Source organism: Bradyrhizobium sp. Ec3.3 (assembly GCF_000472925.1).
GTDB lineage: Bacteria > Pseudomonadota > Alphaproteobacteria > Rhizobiales > Xanthobacteraceae > Bradyrhizobium.
On the sequence record NZ_AXAS01000008.1, the window covers coordinates 39,959 to 61,439 of the forward strand.

Annotated in this window: 21 protein-coding genes and 2 pseudogenes; 11 read left to right on the forward strand and 12 right to left on the reverse strand. The window is 63.9% G+C overall.

The window, feature by feature from the left end:
• Positions 1 to 55 precede the first annotated feature (55 nt).
• The 6 genes from YUU_RS0109370 to YUU_RS55020 all read left to right on the forward strand — a co-directional run bounded on the left by YUU_RS0109370 (position 56) and on the right by YUU_RS55020 (position 6,649).
• The gene (locus tag YUU_RS0109370; protein WP_027522126.1) at positions 56 to 1,849 is read left to right on the forward strand and encodes a peptide ABC transporter substrate-binding protein; all 1,794 of its coding nucleotides are present in this window, start codon (positions 56 to 58) and stop codon (positions 1,847 to 1,849) included.
• Between the two features lie 28 nt (positions 1,850 to 1,877).
• A complete protein-coding gene (locus tag YUU_RS0109375) occupies positions 1,878 to 2,837 on the forward strand; it encodes an ABC transporter permease (protein ID WP_027522127.1) in 960 nt (319 codons plus the stop codon).
• Entirely contained in the window at positions 2,803 to 3,732 is a 930-nt protein-coding gene (locus YUU_RS0109380; RefSeq protein WP_027522128.1) for an ABC transporter permease, read from the forward strand. Before YUU_RS0109375 ends, YUU_RS0109380 begins: the two co-directional genes overlap by 35 nt.
• Positions 3,732 to 4,712, forward strand: a complete 981-nt coding sequence (locus tag YUU_RS0109385) for an ABC transporter ATP-binding protein (protein ID WP_027522129.1) — start codon at positions 3,732 to 3,734, stop codon at positions 4,710 to 4,712. Before YUU_RS0109380 ends, YUU_RS0109385 begins: the two co-directional genes overlap by 1 nt.
• Complete coding sequence (locus YUU_RS0109390; protein WP_027522130.1) at positions 4,709 to 5,677, forward strand: ABC transporter ATP-binding protein; 969 nt, start codon at positions 4,709 to 4,711, stop codon at positions 5,675 to 5,677. Before YUU_RS0109385 ends, YUU_RS0109390 begins: the two co-directional genes overlap by 4 nt.
• Positions 5,678 to 5,743: 66 nt before the next feature.
• The gene (locus YUU_RS55020) at positions 5,744 to 6,649 is read left to right on the forward strand and encodes a type VI immunity family protein (protein WP_051389684.1); all 906 of its coding nucleotides are present in this window, start codon (positions 5,744 to 5,746) and stop codon (positions 6,647 to 6,649) included.
• Positions 6,650 to 6,804: 155 nt separating this feature from the next.
• Here the strand turns inward: YUU_RS55020 and YUU_RS56260 are convergent.
• The 11 genes and pseudogenes from YUU_RS56260 to YUU_RS0109445 all read right to left on the reverse strand — a co-directional run.
• Positions 6,805 to 7,041, reverse strand: a pseudogene (locus YUU_RS56260) (HAD-IA family hydrolase); the annotation flags it as partial.
• Positions 7,025 to 7,972, reverse strand: a pseudogene (locus YUU_RS50535) (cache domain-containing protein); the annotation flags it as partial. The pseudogenes YUU_RS50535 and YUU_RS56260, both read right to left, overlap by 17 nt.
• A gap of 181 nt (positions 7,973 to 8,153) precedes the next feature.
• Positions 8,154 to 8,375 (reverse strand): dodecin, encoded by a 222-nt coding sequence (locus YUU_RS0109405; protein ID WP_027522131.1) that lies wholly within the window; start codon positions 8,373 to 8,375, stop codon positions 8,154 to 8,156.
• A gap of 120 nt (positions 8,376 to 8,495) precedes the next feature.
• Positions 8,496 to 9,788 carry a glycosyltransferase family 87 protein gene (locus YUU_RS50540; RefSeq protein WP_063621688.1) on the reverse strand — a complete coding sequence of 431 codons (1,293 nt, stop codon included), beginning with the start codon at positions 9,786 to 9,788 and terminating at the stop codon, positions 8,496 to 8,498.
• An 89-nt stretch (positions 9,789 to 9,877) separates the two neighbouring features.
• Positions 9,878 to 10,072 carry a hypothetical protein gene (locus YUU_RS0109415; protein WP_027522132.1) on the reverse strand — a complete coding sequence of 65 codons (195 nt, stop codon included), beginning with the start codon at positions 10,070 to 10,072 and terminating at the stop codon, positions 9,878 to 9,880.
• A gap of 55 nt (positions 10,073 to 10,127) precedes the next feature.
• Complete coding sequence (locus tag YUU_RS60140; RefSeq protein ID WP_051389685.1) at positions 10,128 to 10,670, reverse strand: hypothetical protein; 543 nt, start codon at positions 10,668 to 10,670, stop codon at positions 10,128 to 10,130.
• 31 nt (positions 10,671 to 10,701) lie between these two features.
• A complete protein-coding gene (locus YUU_RS0109425; RefSeq protein ID WP_027522133.1) occupies positions 10,702 to 11,259 on the reverse strand; it encodes an HNH endonuclease in 558 nt (185 codons plus the stop codon).
• A 328-nt stretch (positions 11,260 to 11,587) separates the two neighbouring features.
• Positions 11,588 to 12,559 carry a peptidyl-alpha-hydroxyglycine alpha-amidating lyase family protein gene (locus YUU_RS0109430; RefSeq protein WP_027522134.1) on the reverse strand — a complete coding sequence of 324 codons (972 nt, stop codon included), beginning with the start codon at positions 12,557 to 12,559 and terminating at the stop codon, positions 11,588 to 11,590.
• 143 nt (positions 12,560 to 12,702) lie between these two features.
• Positions 12,703 to 14,490, reverse strand: coding sequence for an NAD(P)/FAD-dependent oxidoreductase (locus YUU_RS0109435; protein ID WP_027522135.1), 1,788 nt, complete (start codon positions 14,488 to 14,490; stop codon positions 12,703 to 12,705).
• Positions 14,491 to 14,568: 78 nt separating this feature from the next.
• Positions 14,569 to 15,654 (reverse strand): DUF2855 family protein, encoded by a 1,086-nt coding sequence (locus YUU_RS0109440; protein ID WP_027522136.1) that lies wholly within the window; start codon positions 15,652 to 15,654, stop codon positions 14,569 to 14,571.
• Positions 15,651 to 16,391: a DNA-3-methyladenine glycosylase gene (locus tag YUU_RS0109445; protein WP_027522137.1), complete on the reverse strand. Its 741-nt coding sequence runs from the start codon at positions 16,389 to 16,391 to the stop codon at positions 15,651 to 15,653. Before YUU_RS0109445 ends, YUU_RS0109440 begins: the two co-directional genes overlap by 4 nt.
• Positions 16,392 to 16,514: 123 nt before the next feature.
• Here YUU_RS0109445 and YUU_RS50550 point away from each other — a divergent pair, with 123 nt between their 5' ends.
• The 3 genes from YUU_RS50550 (at position 16,515) to YUU_RS0109460 (ending at position 19,612) form a co-directional block, all read left to right on the forward strand.
• On the forward strand, positions 16,515 to 17,342 hold the full coding sequence (locus YUU_RS50550; protein ID WP_245287982.1) for a nucleotidyltransferase domain-containing protein: 828 nt from the start codon (positions 16,515 to 16,517) through the stop codon (positions 17,340 to 17,342).
• The gene (gene gluQRS / locus YUU_RS0109455) at positions 17,342 to 18,211 is read left to right on the forward strand and encodes a tRNA glutamyl-Q(34) synthetase GluQRS (RefSeq protein WP_027522139.1); all 870 of its coding nucleotides are present in this window, start codon (positions 17,342 to 17,344) and stop codon (positions 18,209 to 18,211) included. The genes YUU_RS50550 and gluQRS overlap by 1 nt, the downstream gene beginning before the upstream one ends.
• Before the next feature lie 87 nt (positions 18,212 to 18,298).
• Positions 18,299 to 19,612: an ATP-binding protein gene (locus YUU_RS0109460; RefSeq protein WP_027522140.1), complete on the forward strand. Its 1,314-nt coding sequence runs from the start codon at positions 18,299 to 18,301 to the stop codon at positions 19,610 to 19,612.
• Here YUU_RS0109460 and YUU_RS0109465 read toward each other — a convergent pair.
• Positions 19,539 to 20,399 (reverse strand): YihY/virulence factor BrkB family protein, encoded by an 861-nt coding sequence (locus YUU_RS0109465; protein ID WP_371260480.1) that lies wholly within the window; start codon positions 20,397 to 20,399, stop codon positions 19,539 to 19,541. The genes YUU_RS0109460 and YUU_RS0109465 overlap by 74 nt on opposite strands.
• 199 nt (positions 20,400 to 20,598) lie before the next feature.
• Between YUU_RS0109465 and YUU_RS0109470 the strand changes: the two genes are divergently transcribed.
• On the forward strand, positions 20,599 to 20,793 hold the full coding sequence (locus YUU_RS0109470) for a twin transmembrane helix small protein (protein ID WP_027522142.1): 195 nt from the start codon (positions 20,599 to 20,601) through the stop codon (positions 20,791 to 20,793).
• 81 nt (positions 20,794 to 20,874) lie between these two features.
• Positions 20,875 to 21,447, forward strand: coding sequence for a cob(I)yrinic acid a,c-diamide adenosyltransferase (locus YUU_RS0109475; RefSeq protein ID WP_027522143.1), 573 nt, complete (start codon positions 20,875 to 20,877; stop codon positions 21,445 to 21,447).
• The last annotated feature ends 34 nt before the right edge of the window (positions 21,448 to 21,481 follow it).

Here is a 21,481-nt window from a genome sequence, read left to right on the forward strand (position 1 = left end):
GGCGGCCGCTCTTGCGGCCGCCTGCATCCATTTCGGAACCAGACGGGGGACAACCATGCTGGACAAGAAACTGCGCGCAATGATCGACAAGGTGGCGGACGGCCGGATGGATCGCCGCGCCTTCATTCAGCGCATGGCCGCTGTCGGCCTGACCGCCCCGCTGGCCAACCAGATCCTCGCGCTCGGCGGCGTCGCCATGGCCGAGGGTCCCTCGACCTACAAGCCCACCAAGCGCGGTGGCGGCGGCGCACTGAAGCTGCTGTGGTGGCAGGGCCCGACCCTGCTCAACCCGCATTTCGCGACCGGCACCAAGGACCAGGACGGCTCGCGCCTGTTCTATGAACCGCTCGCCTGCTGGGATCCCGACGGCAACATGAAGCTGGTGCTCGCCGCCGAGATCCCCTCGATCCAGAACGGCGGTCTCGCCGCCGACGGCAAGTCGGTGACCTGGAAGCTCAAGCCCGGCGTCAAATGGCATGACGGCAAGCCGTTCACCGCCGACGACGTCGTGTTCAACTGGGAATATGCCAAGGATCCCGCGACGGCGGCGACCAGCATTGCCGTCTATCGCGATATCACGGTGGAGAAGGTCGACGATCTCACGGTCCGTATCCTGTTTCCCAAGCCGACCCCGTTCTGGGCCGACGCCTTCGTCGGCGCTGCGGTCGGACCGATCATCCCCAAGCATTTGTTTGAGGCGTACAAGGGCGCCAAATCCCGTGAAGCGCCGAACAACCTCTCGCCGGTTGGCACCGGCCCGTACAAGTTCATCGAGTTCAAGCCGGGCGATCTCGTGCGCGGCGAGCTCAATCCCGACTATCACATGCCGAACCGTCCCTATTTCGACACGCTCGAGATGAAGGGCGGCGGCGATGCCGTCTCGGCGGCGCGTGCCGTCATCCAGACCGGCGAATATGATTTCGGTTACAACATCCAGGTCGAAGACGACGTGCTGCTTCGCCTGGAGAAGGGCGGCAAGGGCAAGGCGGTCTACGCTGTCGGCGGCGATACCGAGTTCATCGTGCTGAACTCCACCGATCCCAACACCGAGGTGGACGGCGAGCGCTCCTCGATGAAGACCAAGCATCCGCTGTTCTCGGATCCCGCGGTGCGCAAGGCACTGACGATGCTGGTCGACCGCGAGGCGGTCAAAAAGGCGATCTACGGCCGCGCCGGACGGACCACCGCGAACTTCCTCAACGGTCCCGAAAAGTTCGTGTCGAAGAACAACACCTGGGAATTTAATATCGAGAAGGCGGCGAAGGTCCTCGACGACGCCGGCTGGAAGCCCGGTGCGGACGGCATTCGCGAGAAGGACGGCAAGAAGCTGAAGCTCCTCTACCAGACCTCGATCAACGGCCCGCGCCAGAAGACCCAGGCCATCGTCAAGCAGGCCTGCCAGAAGGCCGGTATCGACGTCGAGCTGAAATCGGTCGTCGCCTCCGTGTTCTTCTCCTCCGACGTCGGCAATCCCGACACCTATCCGAAGTTCTATGCGGATATGGAGATGTTCCAGATCCCGATGAGCCAGCCCGACCCGGCCCAACACATGCGCCGCTACATCTCGAGCAACGTCGCCACCAAGGAGAACAAGTGGCAGGGTCCCAACTTCACGCGTTGGGCCAACAAGGACTACGACGCGATCATCGAAGCCGCGGAAGGCGAGATGGATCCGATCAAGCGCGCGGAGCTCTACATCAAGGCCAATGATCTCCTGATCAAGGAGGTCGTCTTCATCCCCGTGCAGCATCGCCTCAAGGTGGAAGCCGCCGCCAATAACCTCGTGTGTATCGTCAGCGGCTGGGCCAACGAAACCGACAACCTGTTCGACTGGTACCGGGAGGTATGAGCGCGGGGCGTAGACGGGGTCTTTCCCTATGAGTCAGTATGTCCTGCGTCGCGTCTTGATCGCCATTCCGAGCCTGCTCGGCATCTCGCTCGTGTTGTTCGTGGTGCTGGCGCTTGCTCCGGGCGATCCGTTCTCGGAGCTGGCGACCAATCCGAACGTGCCGGCCGAAGTCGCAGCCTCCCTTCGGGCGAAGTTCGGCCTCGATGATCCGATCTATCTTCGCTACCTGCACTGGATCTCGGCCATGGCGCATGGCGACTGGGGCTTCTCCTTCGTCAGTCGGATGAACGTCGACCAGCTCATCCTCCAGCGCCTGCCGGCGACGCTCTACGTGGTCGGCTCGGCGCAGATCCTGGCGCTCCTGATCGCCATACCCGTCGGCGTCTACGCGGCGACCAAGCCATATTCGCTGTTCGACCAGATCGCCAACACGCTCGCCTTCGTCGGCTTCTCGCTGCCGACCTTCTTTACCGGCATCCTGTTCATCCTGATCTTCTCGGTCACGCTGGACTGGCTGCCCCTGGTCTACACCACCGATGTCAAGGGGACCGGGATCCACTGGGTGCTCGAGATGATCCGGCAGGCGATTATGCCTGTGGCGGTGCTCGGCCTGTTCCAGGCGGCTTCCATGACGCGCTTCGTGCGCTCGGCGATGCTCGATGTGATCCGGCTCGATTACGTCACCACCGCCCGCGCCAAGGGGCTCGGACAGGCCAAGGTGATCGTCAAGCACGTGATGCGCAACGCGATGATCCCGGTCGTCACGCTCATTGCGTTGCAGATGCCGGCCGTGTTCGGCGGCGCCATCGTCACCGAGCAGATCTTCCGCATCCCCGGCATCGGCTCGCTGCTCATTTCCTCCATCCTCGCCAACGACACGCCGGTGGTGATGGCCGTCACCTTCGTCTTCGCGTGCCTCGTTGTGCTGTTCAATCTCATCGCGGACGTCCTGTATGGCTGGCTTGACCCTCGCATCTCCCTCCGCTGAGACGGCCACCGAGCGGGCCGCCTACTCGCCCTGGCGCGAGACGTGGCGGCGTTTTCGCCGCCATCGGCTCGCCGTGCTCAGCGCGTTCCTGCTGCTGCTCCTGATCCTTGCGGTGCTGGTCGGCCCGTTGCTCTGGCGGGTCAAGATCAACGATATCGACATCGTGGCTGGGCTCCAGGGACCCTCGCTCGCCCACCCCTTCGGCACCGACGATCTCGGCCAGGACCTGCTGGCGCGCATGATCTACGGCGGCCGCATCTCGCTTGCGGTGGGCCTTGCCGCGATGCTGGTCTCGGTATTCGTCGGCACGCTGATCGGCGCGCTCGCCGGCATGTCGCGCGGTGCGCTCGGACATGGCCTGATGTGGCTCACCGATCTCTTCCTGTCGCTGCCGCCATTGCCGCTCTTGCTCCTGCTCATCTATCTCTTCCGCGACGGGCTGAAGGCGATGTTCGGCCCCGAAGGCGGCATCTTCATCCTGATCGTGCTCGTGATCGGCGGCCTGCGCTGGATGCCGGTCGCCCGTCTCGTGCGCGCGCAGTTCCTGTCGATCCGCGAGAAGGAATTTGTCGAGGCGGCACGCGCGCTCGGGGCGAGCCCGGTGCGGCAGGTGGTGCGCCACATCCTGCCCAATGCCGTGGGGCCGGTAATCATTGCTGGCACCATCGACGTCGCGGCCGCGATCATCGCGGAATCGACGCTGTCCTTCCTCGGCCTCGGCTTTCCGCCGGATACCCCGACCTGGGGACGGCTGCTCTATGATGCCAAGGATTTTCTCGACATCGGCCCGCACTGGGCGCTCTTTCCGGGCAGCGCGATCTTCATCGCGGTGGTCGCCATCAACTTTATCGGCGACGGCCTGCGTGACGCGCTCGATGCGCGACGGGTGATCTGATGGCGCCGCTGCTCGAAATCAAAGGGCTCAAGACCCACTTTTCGACCGACGACGGCATTTTGCAGGCCGTCGACGGCGTCGACATCTCCATCAACAGGGGCGAGACGCTCTGCGTCGTCGGCGAATCCGGCTGCGGCAAGACCGTGACCGCGATGTCGATCCTGAAGCTGATCGCGATGCCGCCCGGCCGCATTGCGGCCGGCCAGATCATCTTCGAGGGCCGCGATCTCGTGCCGCTGACGAGCAACCAACTGGACGACATCAGGGCCAAGGAGATCGGCTTCATCTTCCAGGAGCCGATGACCTCGCTCAACCCGGTGCTGACCGTCGGCGAGCAGATCGCCGAGAGCCTGCGCCGCCACGAGGCAGTGACCAGGAAGCAGGCGCTCGAGCGCACCATCGAGATGCTGAAGCTGGTGCAGATCCCGAATGCCGAAGGCCGCGTGCACAATTATCCGCATCAGTTCTCCGGCGGCATGCGCCAGCGCGTGATGATCGCGATGGCGCTCGCCTGCAAGCCCAAGCTCGTTATCGCCGATGAACCCACCACCGCGCTTGACGTCACCATCCAGGCGCAGATCCTCGATCTGCTCCAGGACATGAAGGAGCGTTTTGGCATGGCGGTGATGCTGATCACCCATGCCATGGGCGTCGTCGCCGAGACCGCACAGCGCGTCGTCGTGATGTATGCCGGCAAGGTGGTCGAGGAGGCGCTCGTCGACGACCTGTTCGGCGATCCCCGACATCCCTATACGCAAGGCCTGATCCGTTCGATCCCGCGCATCGATCTCGACAGCGAGCACAAGACGCGCCTCGAGGCGATCGGCGGCTCGGTGCCGATCCTGATCAATCCGCCGGTCGGTTGCCGCTTCGCGCCGCGCTGCCGCCACGCCATGAGCATCTGCACCGAGAAGGAGCCGCGTTTGCGCGAAATCGCCCCCGGCCACCGCATGGCCTGTCATCTGGGAGACGCGTCATGAGCGAACCCTTGCTGCGGGTCTCGGGCCTCAAGAAGCATTTTCCTGTGCTCGGCGGCCTGTTGTCACGCCAGGTCGGCAGCGTCTATGCGGTCGACGGCGTGTCGTTCTCGGTCAATCGCGGCGAGACGCTTGGTCTCGTCGGCGAATCCGGCTGCGGCAAGTCCACGACGGGACGCTGCGTGCTGCGCCTGATCGAGCCGACCGACGGCGAGGTGGTGTTCGACGGCCAGGACGTGCGCAAGCTCGGCGGCAATGATCTGCGCGCGATGCGGCGGAACATGCAGCTCGTGTTCCAGGACCCGTTCGCCTCGCTCAATCCGCGCATGACCGTGGGCGCGATCCTCGGCGAGGCCTTCACCATCCATAACCTTGCGTCATCGGCCAAGGAGCGCGAGGAGCGCGTAGCAGGCCTCCTGGTGAAGGTCGGGTTGAAGGCCGAGCACATGCGGCGCTACCCGCACGAATTCTCCGGCGGCCAGCGCCAGCGCATCGTGATTGCACGCGCGCTCGCGGTCGAGCCGAAACTGATCGTCTGCGACGAGCCGGTCTCCGCGCTCGACGTCTCGATCCAGGCGCAGGTGATCAACCTCTTGGAGGATCTCCAGGCCGAGCTGAACCTCACTTATCTCTTCGTCGCGCACGACCTCTCGGTGGTCGAGCACATCTCCGACCGCGTGGCCGTGATGTATCTCGGCCGCATCGTCGAACTCGCGAAAGCGAGCGATCTCTACCGCAACCCGCAGCATCCCTATACCAAGGCGCTGCTCTCGGCCGTGCCGGTGCCCGATCCCAAGCTCAAGCGCAACCGCATCCGCCTCAAGGGCGACGTACCGAGCCCGATGAATCCGCCAAAGGGCTGTCACTTCCACACCCGCTGCCCGATTGCCCAGCCGCGCTGCTCAGAGAGCGCGCCGGAGCTGAAGGAAGGGGCGGGCGGTCACGCCGTGGCGTGTCATCTGGTCTGACGGATGCGCTGAGTCACAGCGGTCCAACGCAAATGCAATGCGTGCACCGGCACGGGATTTCAGCGAATGAATGCGTTCGAGTTAGGCACTTCGATCGATTCTCTACCATTCGTCGACGGAAAGCCAACGCTGTGCGCGGCCTTTTATGTGACCCTTTATTTTGAAGACGGGCACCTCGAAGAAAAGCGCCAAGCCTGTATCGACTTGTTCGAGGATTACTCCAAAATGGGTGGAGAGGCGTTCAAGTGGCGTTGGTGTACTGATCCCAAGAGCCACAGATGGAGGCGTTTTGCACCAGACTATCACCCCCGCTGCTGGCACTTGGAGCTACAGGGAAACGTCTGGCAGTACTGCTATCACTCTGGCGAGACCTACGACAACTGTACGCCTTGGCGAATCTGCGCATTCGGCTATCCATTGTCGGCTCCGGGACACAAGTTGAGTTACTTCAATGCTGCCTGGCCGGTCAGCTGGCTTACAGACTTCTCTTCTTCCAAGGTAGCTACGTTCGTTGAAAATTGGTGCGCGCGTCTTCAGCCGTTGCATGGTAGCGGCGGCATTTGTGTCTTGTCCCCGCTTGACACAACGAGGGAGGCGCAGATGGCACCGCATGTGCGCGGTTTAGCGGGGCGATTTCCAGGTGTGGAGGTCGATTATCCAGCTAGCCATGCGCTTTACCTCCAAGACGGCATCAAGGGCGTCAATTGGCTAACTTGTCTTGGAGAACGCTGGATCGCGAAATTGGGAGGGGTGTCCAATTTCAAGAGCGCTCTAAGTGAGGAGCTGACCCTTCATGAGTATGCAGGCGGCGTGCTAATTCAGGCTGGTGCAATGCCTCAGATCGGGGACGCCTGCCTTCCGCAATACCGGCGGATGTCTCGTCTCCTGAAGCCGGTTCGTGTCCAGGATCATGGTTCCTTTCCCGGATTTGACAAAGAGGCTACCCGAGCGTGGTTCAATCGCTTCGACTAGGTGATACATCGCCCTGAAAATCCTTGGCGGCGTGTCAACTGGCTTGACGAAGCAGCACGCCGGTGAAGGCCTAGAGAAGGTCGTAGTCCGAAAGTGCCTGCCTGAAGGCCTTCGCAGAGGTGTGTCAGAGCTGCGTGCCGTCGCGATTGGCGCGCTTACCGCTTGTCGCGCAGGCCGTAATCCGCAAGTGCCTGCCGGAAAGCCGCTGTCGACGTGTGGTGATGAGCGAACAGGCCTGCTTCCCGCGCGCCGGCGACATTCTCCGCGAGGTCGTCGACGAAAAGAACCGCCTCACGCCTCGCCCGCAGCTCCGACAGGCAAAGGCGGTAGCATCGCGGGTCCGGCTTCGCCGCCTTGAACTGGGCGGAGGTGTAGGAGCTGGCGAACCAGGGAGAAGCCGATCACAGCGATCAGCAGGACGAGGCCAACGACGTAGGTCATTCGCACGGCGGCCGCCCGGCGCCAGGGGGCTAGCACGTCATCCTGCGACTTGCTCGCGAGCACCATCAGGGGGTGTTGGTCGCTTCGTTGATAGTAACTCAAGCGCTGCACGCCATCGAGCGGCGACTTGAAATAGTAGACAGAGGCGGCGGGCCGGCTGCTCCACTGTTTGAACAACGGTGCATTGGACAAGTCACGTCCGACATAGCTTGCGCTCTCGTCGTGGCTGCGCGCCAGCATGATGCCGTCATTGTTGAGCAGCGACGCCGAGCCGTTCGCTCCGACGTCGAATCGCTCATAGAACTTGACGAAATAGGCCACGTCGATCGTGATCAGGGCGACGCCGGCAAAACTGCCGTCAGGATGGTTGAAGCGCCGCGATGCCGTGACGATCCACTGGCCGCCGGAACGGCTCCTGATCGGCCGGCCGATCAGGGTGCTGCGGTCCGTCGAGGCACGATGACGCTGAAAATATTCCCGGTCGCTGTTGTTGAACTTGGAGAAGTCGATCTGCTCGGTCGTGGCGAGCCATCGGCCGGTTTCGTCATAGACGAAGATGCCGCGGATGCGATCCGATGATTTGCGGGTGGGCAGATAGGCCTGGAGCTTTGAAATCGTGTCGGGTCCCGTTCCATCGAGCTCGAGCCGATGGACGAGGCCGACCAGGAGCGTATCGGCAAGCTCGAATGTGTCGTCCGCATGCTGCACTAGCGAGTGGGCGAGATTGGCCACGTCCACTTCGGCATTCCTGAGCTCGGCGTTCCGCGTCTCCCATTCGCGCCAGCCGCTCAAGGCCAGAATGGCGATGCAGATCAGCACCACGAATCCCGCCGCCCAGAACGGCAGGCGGGTTTTGCCGAGTTCGCCACGGCTTGTGGGCATCCGGTTTGCTCCGATTCGGCGCAAACCTCTCACTGTCGCCTTAACGGCTTGTTGCATCATCCGCGCTGATTGCACGGAGTCCGTACTCGAGCGGACGATTCCCCGATGTTTCGACGGATTATCGTGGGGCGACGTTAACCGTGCCGCGGCTCGCGCAGCGGTCGCGCTTTTTGTGCCAGGCTCACGCTTCCAGCGTGAAGCCGACGCGCAGCGTGACCTGGTAGTGTCGGACGGTGCCGTTCTCGATATGGCCGCGCGTCTGCACGACCTCGAACCATTTCATCTCACGGATGGTTTTTGCAGCGCGGCTGATCGCGTTCTGGATCGCGTCCTCGATCGACTTTTCCGACGATCCGACCAGTTCCAGGATCTTGTAGACGTGATCCTTGTCTTGAGCGGGCATGACGAACCTCCATGAGTGGCGGCAGGGCGCAAGTCAGGATTTCCGTCTGTAGAGACTAAACTGCGCCTGAACGAAGTCCAGAGGTGAACTCGGGTGAACGCGCAGCCTGCACGCGGGTTTCTAGTCGGGCACATGGAGGGCATCGCCGAGGGCACTGCGCGGCAGGTGACCCGCGCTGCCGTCATGAACGGCTGCCTCATCGCGCAACAGCCATCGCAGCTGCAGCGCGAGCACGGCCATCAAGGCAAAGCCGGCCATGGCGGGCGCGGCTTGCTGACCCGACGCCTGCGTCGACAGCACGAGCCCATAGGCGCCGGCGAGCAGGATCAGCCCGAACAGGGTGCTGCGTTCGCGCGGCGTCGCGATGCGGGCAAGGTCGGGCAGGGCGAGCGCAAGGCCGATCCCCAGTATCGGCAGGTCGTAGTCGTAGGCGTAGGGGCTGATCATCACCGAGGCCATCGCGGTGACGCCGAGCGCGAAGGCGGGGGAGATCGCGCGATAAGCGCCGAGCACGACTGCTAGCAGCGCAAGGGCCGCGACGCCGACCTGTGCCCAGAAGTCACCCGCAGCCGGAATGCCTGCCGTATGCAGTGCCGCAAAGGCCGAGATCATCCGGAAGAGCTGATAGTGACCTTGATCGAGATAGCTCGCCGATTCCTTCACCGAGCCGATCAGCGCGCTCCAGATTTGCGGTCCGAAGATGAGCGTGCAAACAAGCGAGCTCACCAGGACCACTGTTCCGGCAGCGGCAACCGCAGTCCAGCGGCGCGTCGCCAGCAGATAGACGGCGGCGGCAATCGCAAGGTGCGGCTTGATCACCATCGCGCCGAGCGCAAGGCCTGCAAGCACCGGGCGCTTCTGCAAGGTGAGGCAGAACAGGCCGATCAGCGCACCGGTAAGAAAGCCGTTCTGGCCGCAGCCGATCGTGACCGAGAGCGCGGGAAACGAGATGATCAGGACTTGCACGAGATTCTCGCGAGCGATCGCGCGCAGCGTGACGAGATAGAGCGCGAGCGTTACCGCGGTGAACAACAGATACGCTGCGCCGACCGGCAGCAAAGCGAGCGGCGCAAGCAGCAGGTCGAATTGCGGCGGATAGGTCCAGGGCATCACCCCGGTCGTGCCGCCAGCCGCCTCCCCCTGCATCCTGCCGAAGGTCGCGAGCCGATAGACCTCGCCGACATCGCCGAGCCAGACCCGCTGCGCCACGATGTGAAACGCGTCGAAATCGGCGAGCTCGCGCAAGTGCCAGGGACCGACCCGCGCGAACCAGAACATCTTGACGGCAACGAGCGCCGCCAGCGCTGCGAGGATAACGCGCACATAGATCGCCCGCCGCGACGGCGAGGACTGAATCTGCTCCAGCGCTTCGGCAAGCATGACGATCTCGGGCCCGGCGGCGGCGTGCAGCACCCTGCATCGCCCATCAGGCCCAAGATTGCCGTGCGAGGCTTAAAGGACGGTAACGAACCTGAAAGGATTTTGCGACCGCGAGGCGCGGCCTATCGGCCTTGCGAGCGGGCCTCGCGCGCCAGCCGTTCCGCCCTCAGCCGCTCCATGTTGGAATAGAGCGCCTTCTGCGCAGCCTCATGCTCACGCATGGCCTGCTCCGCGTCAGCCCGTCGTGCCTCATCGCGCGCCCTGCGCTCGTCAGGCGTGAGAATGCGGGGCGGTCGTACCGAATGATCAACTGTCATGGGAACATAACGCACGGCAGGCCGGCGGGTTCCCATTGCCCACCATGCGCTTAAACTAGCGCCAGCGCCCGAAGTCACCGGTCGGATCCTCAGGTTCGCGCTTCTCCGGCCAGAAATCGCCGGTTGGGCCGGCCGGCCCGCGCTCGCGCATCTGCTCCGCTACCTTGCACACCTTTGTCAGCATCGTCTCGGTATTCTTGTGGCCGCTCTTGAGCTGGTCGGTAATCCCCGTCGGAATCCCGCATGTCGTCGCATGCGAATCCACAAATTTGATGAGACCGCTCTCGGCCTGGCTGAAATCCCCGATCAGCTTGCAGGCTTCATCCGGCGGCGCATGCCGATCGCTGGCGGACTTGATCAGCTTGCCTCGCCTTTCGGCCTCTTCGCGCAGGGGAAGAAATTCTTTCCTGCATTCGTCAGCGATCGATGGTGGCTTGATGCCGGACAGTGGCGCGGTTGCGGCTCTCGTGCCGCTCGTGGCCGTGCCGTCCGGCCCGTTCGTCTGCCCGGGTAACGGATCCTGCGCCTGTACGCCAGCCGCGGTAATGGCCAGGATCGCGGAAACTGCAAACGAGTTTATGAGGCTGCGTGAGGTCAACGCCGGTTCTCCGCCAGATGACGCGCGGATCCTACGGATCCAGCTCCGTATCCCAGTAGAGATAGTCGAGCCAGCTATCGTGCAGATAGTTCGGCGGGAAGAGGCGGCCGTTGCGGTGGAGCTGGTGGACGGTCGGCGCGAATGCCGTCTGCCTCGGAAACATCTTTGCCTGTGCCGGCGTCAGATTGCCCTTCCGCAAATTGCAGGGCGAGCAGGCCGCGACCACGTTCTCCCAGGTGGTCTGACCGCCTTTGCTGCGCGGGATGATGTGATCGAAAGTGAGGTCTTCGGGCGAGCCGCAATATTGGCAATTGAAGCGGTCGCGCAGGAAGACGTTGAAACGGGTGAAGGCAGGATGGGTGGTCGGCTTGACGAAGGATTTGAGCGAGACGACGCTCGGCAGCTGCATCTCCAGCGTCGGACTTCGTACCGCCTGGTCGTAATGCGCGACGATGTTGACGCGATCGAGAAACACCGCCTTGATCGCGTCCTGCCACGACCAGAGAGACAGCGGGTAGTAGCTCAGCGGCCGGAAGTCCGCATTCAGCACCAAGACCGGCCAACTGCCTTGCGAGACATGTGCGTTCAAGTAACGCTCCTGGCCTCCATATCGCTGCGAAGCAGCATGTGTTGACATACTACATGCAGCGTGACGGGATTGTGAAGCCCGCTGAGCGACTTATTCAGGCCCGCCGCGCGCCGGAACGCGCTGCAAAAAAGCCGCTTTTCGGGGAAGCGCGACCGCCGCGCGCGTCGTCCGCCCGATCTGCCGTTCCCCGCCGGCGTGCCGCCGATGGCGCTGTTCCAGGACGAGTCGCCGGCGCGCCGCTCCGGGACAACAAGTCGTGATCAGGAAGGTATGCGGCACCGCAGCCCGGGGGACGATGACCTGCCGCTGCGTTCCCAATGACGCGTGGTCAGCGCACCCGCTCCAGCTTCTGTAGGCACCGCGTGGCGCGCACCACCGCCGGCATCTCATCGTTCGGAAAGCTGGTCTTCCAGTCGGTGACGCCGACCTCGCCGACATAGATGTCGCCTTTCGAGTCCAGTGCGATGCCGTGCGGTGCCAAGAACTTGCCGCTCGCGATTCCCGGGCCGTCCTCGCCACCGAGCCGCGCGATGCGCTTTCCCTTGGCATCGACGATCGACAGCCGCGGCCCGAGATTGGGCACCTTGCGGTTGACGGCCATACCGGGCCCGAGTTCGCCGATCACGAAGGTTGGCTGCTTGCCGCCGCAGCAGCACAGCGCACAAGGCCGGTGCAGGTTGTTCCACTGCGTCTCGTATCGTCCGTTGCCGTCGAACACCTGCACGCGGTGGTTCTCGCGGTCGGCGACGTAGACATAACCGTCGGCATCGGCGGCGATGTTGTGAACGATGTTGAACTGCCCGGGATCGGTGCCGGGCTCGCCCCAGCTCATCATCAGCTTGCCGTCTGGCGTGAACTTGTGGACGCGCGCGTTGCCGTAGCCGTCGGAGACGTAGATCTCGCCGTTCGGCGACAGCGCGGTGTGGGTGCAGCGGTGAAACGGATCGCCGCTCATGAACGGCGCAGGCTTCTCGGGGATGCCGATCGTCAGCAGCACCTTGCCGTCGGTCGTGCATTTGCGCACGGTGTGGTCGCCATCATCGGTGCAATAGAGATTGTCGTCGGCGTCGATATGCAGACCGTGCGCGCGGGCAAACAGTCCTTCGCCCCAGCTGCGCAGGAAATTGCCCTCGCGGTCGAGCACCACCATCGGATGGGCGCCGCGGTTGAAGACGTAGATGCGGTCCTTGCTGTCGACCGCGACGGAAGCGACATCCGTGAGCTGCCAGCCATCCGGCAGCTTCGCCCAGTTCTCGACGACACGGTAACGATGCTCGCCCGAGCCGAGTATGGCCGGCATTGGTGTCCTCCCTCTTTTTGTCGCCGTAGCGCTTCCGTTGTACCCATATCGTCATTGCGAGCGAAGCGAAGCAATCCAGTCTGTCTCTGCGAAACGATTCTGGATTGCTTCGTCGCAAGTGCTCCTCGCAATGACGATGGGGCTCAGGTCGTGCGCGCGGGCGTCGCCATGTCCCGCCCCAACATCCCTTGTTCGATCGCCTTGATCTGGAGCGCCAGGAACCTCGAATTGATGCGGCATTGCGCGAGGCTGCCGGCGATGAACCACAGGCCGGGCTGCTTCGTGCGCGCATACATGTTACGCAGCTCAAAACCGTCGCCAAAGCCCCAGATCGGGCCGACGCGATCGGCAACGGCATCGCCGAACAGCTTTCGCACCAGATAGGCTTGCGGCTTGTAGCCGGTCGAGAGCACGATGAGGTCGGCCGGGATGATCCCGCCGTCCTTCGTCCGCGCGCCCTCGGCGACGAAGCTTTCGATGTCCTCGAATTGCCTGAGCCCGACCTCGCCCTTCACGATGAGATCGGAGCAGCCGACGTTGAAATAATAGCCGCCGCCGCGAGTGAGGTATTTGAACTGCCAGCCGGTTCCGCCTTCGCCGAAATCGAGCTTGAAGCCGACGCGAGTGAGACCGTCGAGCAGCTCCTTGTCGAGCGCTTTCGACTGCTCCGTCAGCATCACGTGGGTCTTCTTCGTGAGCGGCGTCGGCATCGAGGTCGCGATCAGGTCGTTGTCCTCGAGCGTGCCCTCGTTGTAGGTCGCGTAGGCGAGCTGTGCCGAGGGTTCGATATTGGTGACCAGCGTCGGCGAGCGCTGCACCAGCGTCACCTCCGCACCGCTGGAGTAGAGATCCTGCGCAATGTCGTGGCCGCTGTTGCCGGTGCCGATGACGATCGCGCGCTTGCCGGTCCAGCTCTCGCCGTCCTCATAGCGGCTGGAATGCACGAGTGGGCCGTTGAAATTTTTCAGGCTCGGAATATCGGGCATGCTCGGGATGCCGCTGACGCCGGTTGCCATCACGACATGGCGCGGATGCATGGTGCGCGTGGTGCCGTCGGCACGGCGTAGCGTGACCGTCCAGCATCCCTTCGCATCGTCGTAGGTGCCGCCCTCGAACTCGGTGCCGGTCCAGTAGTTCAGCTCCATCGCCTCGACGTAAGCCTCGAACCAGTTCGCGAGCTTGTCCTTGGGGATATAGACCGGCCAGTTCGGCGGGAACGGCATGTAGGGCAGGTGATTGACCTGCACCTGGTTGTGCAGCGTGAGCGCGTGATAGCGTTTGCGCCAATTGTCGCCGATGCGTGGCCAGCGGTCGACGATCAGCGTGTCGACGTTCAACTGCTTCAGCCGCGCCGCGATCGCCAGCCCCGCCTGGCCGCCGCCGATCACCAGCACGGCCGGATCGCGATCGGCATAGTCGCCGGACGCTGTGCGCAGATCGAGCCAGTTCGGTCCGCGGAAGTCGCGCGAATAGGCCTGGCCGCGCGGCCGCGTCCGGTTGAGCTGCTCCTCAAATCCCTTCAGCTCCTCAAGCGCGGTGAGCAGCGTCCACGCCTTCAGGCGGTCGCCGTCATCGGCGTCCGGCAGTAGCCGCACGATGCCGCTGCCGCGGCCGACGGCCGTTTCGAACGAGAAGATTGCTTCGATCGTCTTGGTGCCGGCGCGAGTCACCCAGCGTGGCGGCGCGCGGGTCGATGCGATTTCGAAAGAACTCGGCGCAGCTTCGGATGCGAGCGCGCTCAATTCCCGCACGGTCGCATCGCGACCGGCGATCGTTTGCAGGTTCCAGCTGAGCGCGAGCACGTCGCGCCAGTAGCTGTCGGCCAGGAAGAGCTTATGCAGCGCGCCGTGACCCGGGTCGCCAAGCGCCTGCTCGAACTGGTCGAGCCAGGTTTGCGCGGACACAAGAATGTCCTTCGTCCTGTCCAGCATGCGCGACCTCGTGGCCGTCTTCGCGGCGCTTCCTCTCGGGCACGAGGCTATACCGGTTCGGTCCGTACAAAAAGGCAACTATCCGAGCAGCGAGAGCATATGCCCCTGCTCAGGCGGAATACGGCCCTTGAGGGTATCGAGATAAACCCGCCGCACCGCGTCGGCTCCGCGGCTCTCGACCACGGCGATGCACTTTTCGAGCATCGGCGCAAAGCCCGACCACGTCACGCCAAAGCGCTGATCGATTCCGCCCGGGCCCCAGTCCTTCGCACGCTTGCGCAGATGATCCGGCGCGAAGAACCAGCGCGGCTTTGCGCCGGGCAGGGCGCCTTCGTCGGCATCGGTGGCGCGATGCGTCAGGCCGACGCGCACCGAGCACGCCATCCGGTTGCCGAAATGGTGGTGCAGCTCGGCCCGCAACGCGCTGCTGCCGGCCATGTCGACGAAGGCGACCGGCTTATCCGTCGGCAGCGAGCTGAAGCGGTCATAAGTGACGACCTCGTCGTAGCAGGGTAGCGAGCCGACGAAGCCGGCGTTGCCGGCCGAGGTCAGCCCGATCACCCTGCGGCCGCGGCTGTGCAGGAGATGCGCGAGCCCGAACGCGGTCTTGCTGGAGGCGCTCGAGAGCAGCACGCTATGCGCGCCAAAGTCGTCGTTCTCGGCGAGGAAATCGTCGACCAGGAACGACAGCATGAACAGCGGCCGCAGCAGCGCCTGAAGATCGCCCTGATGCCCCGCAAAGTTGGGATCACCGGTGACACGGGAATAGACGTTATAGACCGGCGACACCTGCTTGCGATGCTCTGCGCCGTCGCGAAGAGCGCGCTTGCTGACGTCCGTGGCTTCGATGACGAGATGCGTCGCCATCGGGAAATAGCCGAACAGTCGCTCGCCGACAGCGACGCCAGGGTGTTTCGAGGCGATGACCTCGCCAAAACCCCACACCGGGATGTTGCCGAAGCCGTGCGGCGCCGGAAAGATTTGCCAGTATTTCAGCTCGTCGCCCATCACGGCATAGGTGATGTTGTTGGCGGTGAACGCGAAGCGTTCGACCTTCACCAAAAGCGCATCCGCCGGTAGCGTGGCTGGATCGGGAATTGCGGTCTCGGTCAGCTTGCACTGCTCGAGGTCGTTGCGCGCAACGATGAAGTCGGTCGATGTCATGGTGAAGGTCCCGGCTTTTTCCGTGCCGGCATCTTTTCTTTCACCCGTGAGCGCTTTGCAACAGCAACATTGTTTAAAACGGCGTTCGCCTCGCCGGCGATGACGCCTTCGCGTTTCTTGACCGCGCGATAGTAGCTCCACCACAGATGCGCGGCCGCGCCGCGCAGGGGCCGCCAGGGCTCGGCGAGCGGGGCCATCTGCTTCTCGGTGGGGCGCGTCTTCAGGCCCAGCCCGAGGCGGATGCCTTCTTGGACTGCGAGATCGCCGGCCGGCCAGGCATCGCCATGGCCGAGGCAAAACAGCAGGTAGACGTCGGCGGTCCACGGTCCGATGCCCGGCAGCGCGATCAGCGTGTGATGCGCGGCGTCGGCATCCTCTTCGGCGAGGACGTCGAGATTCAGCCGTTCGGCCGCGAGCTCGCGTGCCAGATGTTTCAGCGTCTTGATCTTGGCTGCCGAAAGGCCGAGCCGTCCCAGCCGGTCGGCGCGTGCGCGGCGCACGGCATCATGGTCGAACGGATCGAAGGCGGCGTTTAGCCGCCCCCAGATCGCGCCGGCGCTCGCGGTCGAGAGCTGCTGGCCGCAGACGATATGGGCAAGCCCGACAAAGCCAGGCTCACGCCGCCGCAGGCTCGGCATGCCCGCGATCTCCAGCACCGGCTTCAGCCGGGTATCGCGCTTCACCAGCGCCTCAACGGCCTCTTCGAGATCGGACTGGGTTTCGAGGTGGATGGTCATGAAGACACCGGATCGCAGCGATGCGGACTAAGCGTCCTGTGGACGGTTCGGAACGATGAGACTAAGACCATATCACCTTGATTTCGGACGCGCCGGATGAGTTTGAGAAACATTCCTGCCGAGATGATCGGCGAGAAAGTCGCCTTGATCGATGCCATGCTCGGTCGCATCGTCGACGAACATCGCGTTTTCTTGCCCCTCGCCATCGAAAGCGGTAGCCGGGCATGGGGCTTTTCGTCTCCTGACAGCGACTACGACTGTCGCTTCGTCTTCGTGCGTCGCGCCGTCGATCATGTTACGCCATGGACCTCGCGTGACGTCATTGAGCTCCCGCTTGAAGGAGACCTCGATGCCAATGGGTGGGACTTGCGCAAGGCGCTTCAGCTCTTGCTGAAGGGCAATGCGGTGATTGTCGAGTGGCTGCGCTCGCCGGTCATTTACTGCGGGCAGGCCTGGTTTCGCGATGATTTTCTGGAGTTTGCTCGCCAGGCGGCGAGCCGGGAGGCGATTGGCCGTCACTATCTTCATCTTGGCGAGCGTCAGCGACGCGTATACTTCGGCGATGGAACGAGCGTTGCGCAAAAGAAGATCTTCTATGCACTTCGGCCCGCGGCCGCCTTGCGATGGTTGCGCATGCATCCGACCGAGGCTGTCGCGCCAATGCATTTTCCGACGCTCATGGCAGAGTGTGAGCCGCCGAGCGATTTGAGGGCGGAGGTCGTCGATCTGATGGATCGCAAGGCGGTCACGCGCGAGCTCGGCGTAGCGCCTCTGTCACGCGTGGTAGCTGGCTTCATCGATTCAGAGTTCGAGCTTGCCCGTGGTGTATTCGAGGGCGGCGGGGTCGGTGCATCGGAACAAATGATCCTTAGGGCGGAGCAGTTCTATCGCGGTGTGGTCGAGCGACTCGAGCGGGAGAGCGGCACGATTGATCCGTTTCGGCCCGCCTGATGCCACCCGTTTTCCGATTCGCCCCGAGCCCAAATGGCTATCTCCATCTCGGCCACGCCCTTTCCGCCCTGCTCAATTTCGATCGCGCGCGCGAGACGGGCGGGCGCTTCCTGCTGCGCATCGAGGACATCGACAGGGCGCGCTGCCGGGTAGAGTTCGAGGCGGCGATCTACGAAGACCTCGCCTGGCTCGGGATCGCCTGGGAGATGCCGGTGCGGCGGCAGTCTGATCATTTTGAGGCCTACCGCGTGGCGCTGGACCAGCTCACCGCGCTTGGCCTCGTCTATCCCGCCTTCGAAAGCCGCGCTGAGATCGCAAGGCTGGTGACGCAGCGCGAGGCCGATCAGCCGTGGCCGCGCGATCCGGATGGCGCGCCGCTTTATCCGGGCACTGCGAAATCGCTCTCCGCCGCCGAGCGTGCGCGGCTGATCTCGTCCGGCGCGCCCTATGCGCTGCGGCTCGACATGGCCGCCGCTTGCCGCCGCGTAACGGACCTCATGTGGCATGAGGACGGCGAGGGGCCCGCGGGCGAGCAGGGCAGCATTCCTGCCCAACCGCAGGCCTGGGGCGACGTCATCCTCGCACGCAAGGAGACGCCGACCAGCTATCACATCTCGGTCGTCGTCGACGATGCGTTGCAAGAGGTGAGCGAGGTGGTGCGCGGTCAGGACCTGTTTCATGCCACCTCGGTCCACCGCCTGCTCCAGCAACTGCTCGGCCTGCCCGCGCCCGCCTACCGCCACCACCGGCTGATACGCGACGAGGGCGGGCAAAAGCTTTCCAAATCGACCCGCGCCACCGGTTTGCGCGACTTGCGCGCGGCGGGAGCGCTGCCTGCCGACATTCGCGCTTTGGTGGGATTACGTTAAGTTTCTCTGGGGTTTAGCAAAACGCCTCAGTGACTCCCTGGGCCCCGCCGTGCCATGCTGACTGCGAGCCGGGGTTCAAGGGGAAACATGGCGGCGAAAACGCGCATCGCGCGCACCACGCGGTCGTCAAAGCGGCGGTTGCCCAAGACGGGCGCCAAGACGCCGGTTAAGACGCGCGTTAAGCCGCATGCCGCACGAAAGCGCAGCCCAAAGACGAGTGCAAAACCTGTCGCGGCGGACATGGTTCAGGCGGCGCTTGCCGCCTTTGCCCATGAGGTTCGCACCCCCCTGACCGGAATCCTTGCGATCAGCGATCTCCTGGCGACCTCCGACCTCGGCGAGCGCGAGCGTCGCTGGGCCGATACCATCAAGGCCGGCGCGGAGCATCTGGCGAGCCTTGCCACGTTGTTCGTCGATGCCGCCAAGACAGGGAAAAATGGTGGCGGTGGCCTCGGTCAGGATCTGTTCGACCTGCGAGCGCTGGCGCGCGCCGCCGGCGACTCGCTCGCCGGCCGGGCGGCCGCCAAGGGGTTGCAGGCCCGGGTCGATATCTCGCCAAAGCTCCCCGCGCTGGTGGTTGGTGATCCCGTCCGCCTGCGCGCGGCGCTGGAGAATCTGATCGACAATGCCGTGAAGTTCACCGAGCAGGGCGGGATCGCTCTCTCCGTCGCGCCATGGCCGATCGCCAAGGACAGGATCAAGGGGAAAGCCAAAGACAAGGCCAGGACCGGCGTCGCATTCGCGGTGTCCGACAGCGGCATCGGGCTGACCATGGCCGAGATCAAGCGCCTGTTCCGTCCGTTCTCGCAGGCCAATGTCACCATCGCCTCGCGCTTCGGCGGCGCCGGGCTCGGGCTGTCATCGGTGAAGCAGCTTGCGCGCGCGATGGGCGGCGACATCACGGTCGCGCCGCGGCGCGGCGGCGGCGCCACCTTCACATTGACGGTGTCCCTGACCTCGGCCGAGGCGGAGAAATCCACCAAGTCAGGGGCGCACGACGGTCGCGGGGAGAATGCGCCGGCGGGCTTGCGCGTGCTCAGCGTCGAGGACAATCCGTTCGGCCGCGTCGTGCTCAACACCATACTGACCGAACTCGGCCATCATGCCGAGTTCATCGGCCGTGGCGAGGACGCGGAAAACCGCCTGGCGCAAGGCGGCTTCGACGCGGTGCTAATGGACATGGTGCTGCCGGGCATCGACGGCATCGAGGCGATCAAGCGCATCCGCACGATGTGTCCGCCGCTCGGTCAGATCCCGATCATCGGCATTTCCGGCCGCGGCGAGGACGAGACGGCCTCGCGCGAGGCCGGTGCCGACGCCTTCCTGGTCAAGCCCGTGTCTCCGCGTGCGCTAGCGACTGCGCTGCTTGAAGCGACACGCCGTGAGGAAGCCGCGACTTGATGATCGCGGCGTTGAGCTCGCCGCCATAGACGAAGATCGCGGCGATGAAATACAGAAACACCAGCGCGATGATCACGGAGGCGAGCCCCGCATACATCGTCACGTAGTTGTTGGCGAAGCGCGCCAGATATTGCCCGAACACGATGCCTGAGACGACCGACCCCACGATGGTGAAGACGATGCCGGGCAGGATCTGGAGAAACTTCCGCCGTCCCGCCGGCACCCAGGCATGCAGGATCAATAGCGCCACGATCAGCGCGCCGATGGTGATGCCATAACGCACCCAGGTCAGGATGCTTTCGTTGGACTCGACGAACAGCGGGATGTGGCGCCGCGCCGCCTCGATGATCAGAGGGCCGAGCACGATCAGGAAGGCCATGGCGAGCGCGGCGAAGGCCGCGACCAGCGTGTAGGCGATCGATTCCAGCCGCAGCCAGTACCAGCGCCGCATCTCGACCACCGCGTAGGCGCGGTTGAGCGCGACCCGTAAGGCCTCGACGCCGTTCGAGGCGAAATAGACCGACAGCACCGCGCCGATCGTCAGCACGTCGGTGCGGGTCGTGGTCAGAACGTCGTGGATCTCGCCGGACAATGTGTCGGCAACCTGCTTGGGCCAGACCTGGAGCATCAGCCCGGCGGCCTGGTCGGCGAGCTCCTTGGAGCCGAAGAAGCCCGCCAGCGAGGTCAGCACGATCAGGAACGGGAACAGCGCCATCAGGCTGGACAGTGCGATATGGCTCGCGATCGCCCAGCCGTCGTCGGCGAGGAACGTGTAGAACGCGTCCATCACGACGAGGTAGAGGTAGCGGATCTGCCTCACGGCGTACCCCGGCGCTGCTCTGCTCTCTCTTCCCGCAAGCGGCGAGAGGCGAAGTCTGCGGGCTGGCTCAAATCGATAATCATCCGCTTAGCTTCTGATATTATTGGCCTAAAAGCCAGATCGCGCCGCGATGGCGCAGCCGCAAACACAATGTTATCTACCCCTAATGGCATCCTTCCTGAGTTCTTTCATCCTGCCGGTGGCTGTCGGCGCCGTGGCGCTAGTGCTGCTGCTCGGTCTCGTCAACATGATGCGCGGCGGCTCGCCGAACACCTCGCAGAGGCTGATGCGGCTGCGCGTACTGTTTCAGTTCGTGGCGATCGTCATCGCCATGCTCGCGGTCTGGGCGATGGGCCGCTAGAGCATGATCCGGAAAAGTGTGCAGCGGTTTTCCGATAAGATCATGCTCAAACATTGAGAGCCGGCGGCTGGAGAGGCAAACATGGTCGTTCTCAACCGTATCTACACCCGTACCGGTGACGACGGCACGACCGCGCTCGGCTCCGGCGAGCGCCGTCCGAAATATGATCTGCGGATCGAGGCCTATGGCACCGTCGACGAGACCAATGCCGCGATCGGCGTTGTGCGATTGCACGTCAAGGACTGGCCGGAGCTCGATGCGATGCTCGGCCGGATCCAGAACGACCTGTTCGATCTCGGCGCCGATCTCGCGGTGCCCGAGCGTGAAGGCAAAGCCGAACGGTTGCGGGTGGTGGCAAGTCAGGTCGAGCGGCTCGAGCGCGACATCGACGCGCTGAACGACAAGCTCGCCCCGCTCACCTCCTTCGTGCTGCCGGGCGGAACCCCGGCGGCCGCCCATCTCCATGTCGCGCGCACGATATGCCGCAGGGCGGAACGCGTGATGGTGGAACTCGCTGCAAAGCCGGACGAGCCGGTCGGAGCGGCTGGCATCCAATATATGAACCGGCTATCGGATTTCCTGTTTGTCGCGAGCCGCGCGGCCAATCATAATGGCGCCGGCGACGTGCTCTGGGTGCCGGGCCAGAACCGCTAAGCAAACCGCCAAGATTGGCTCGCAAAGCCAACTT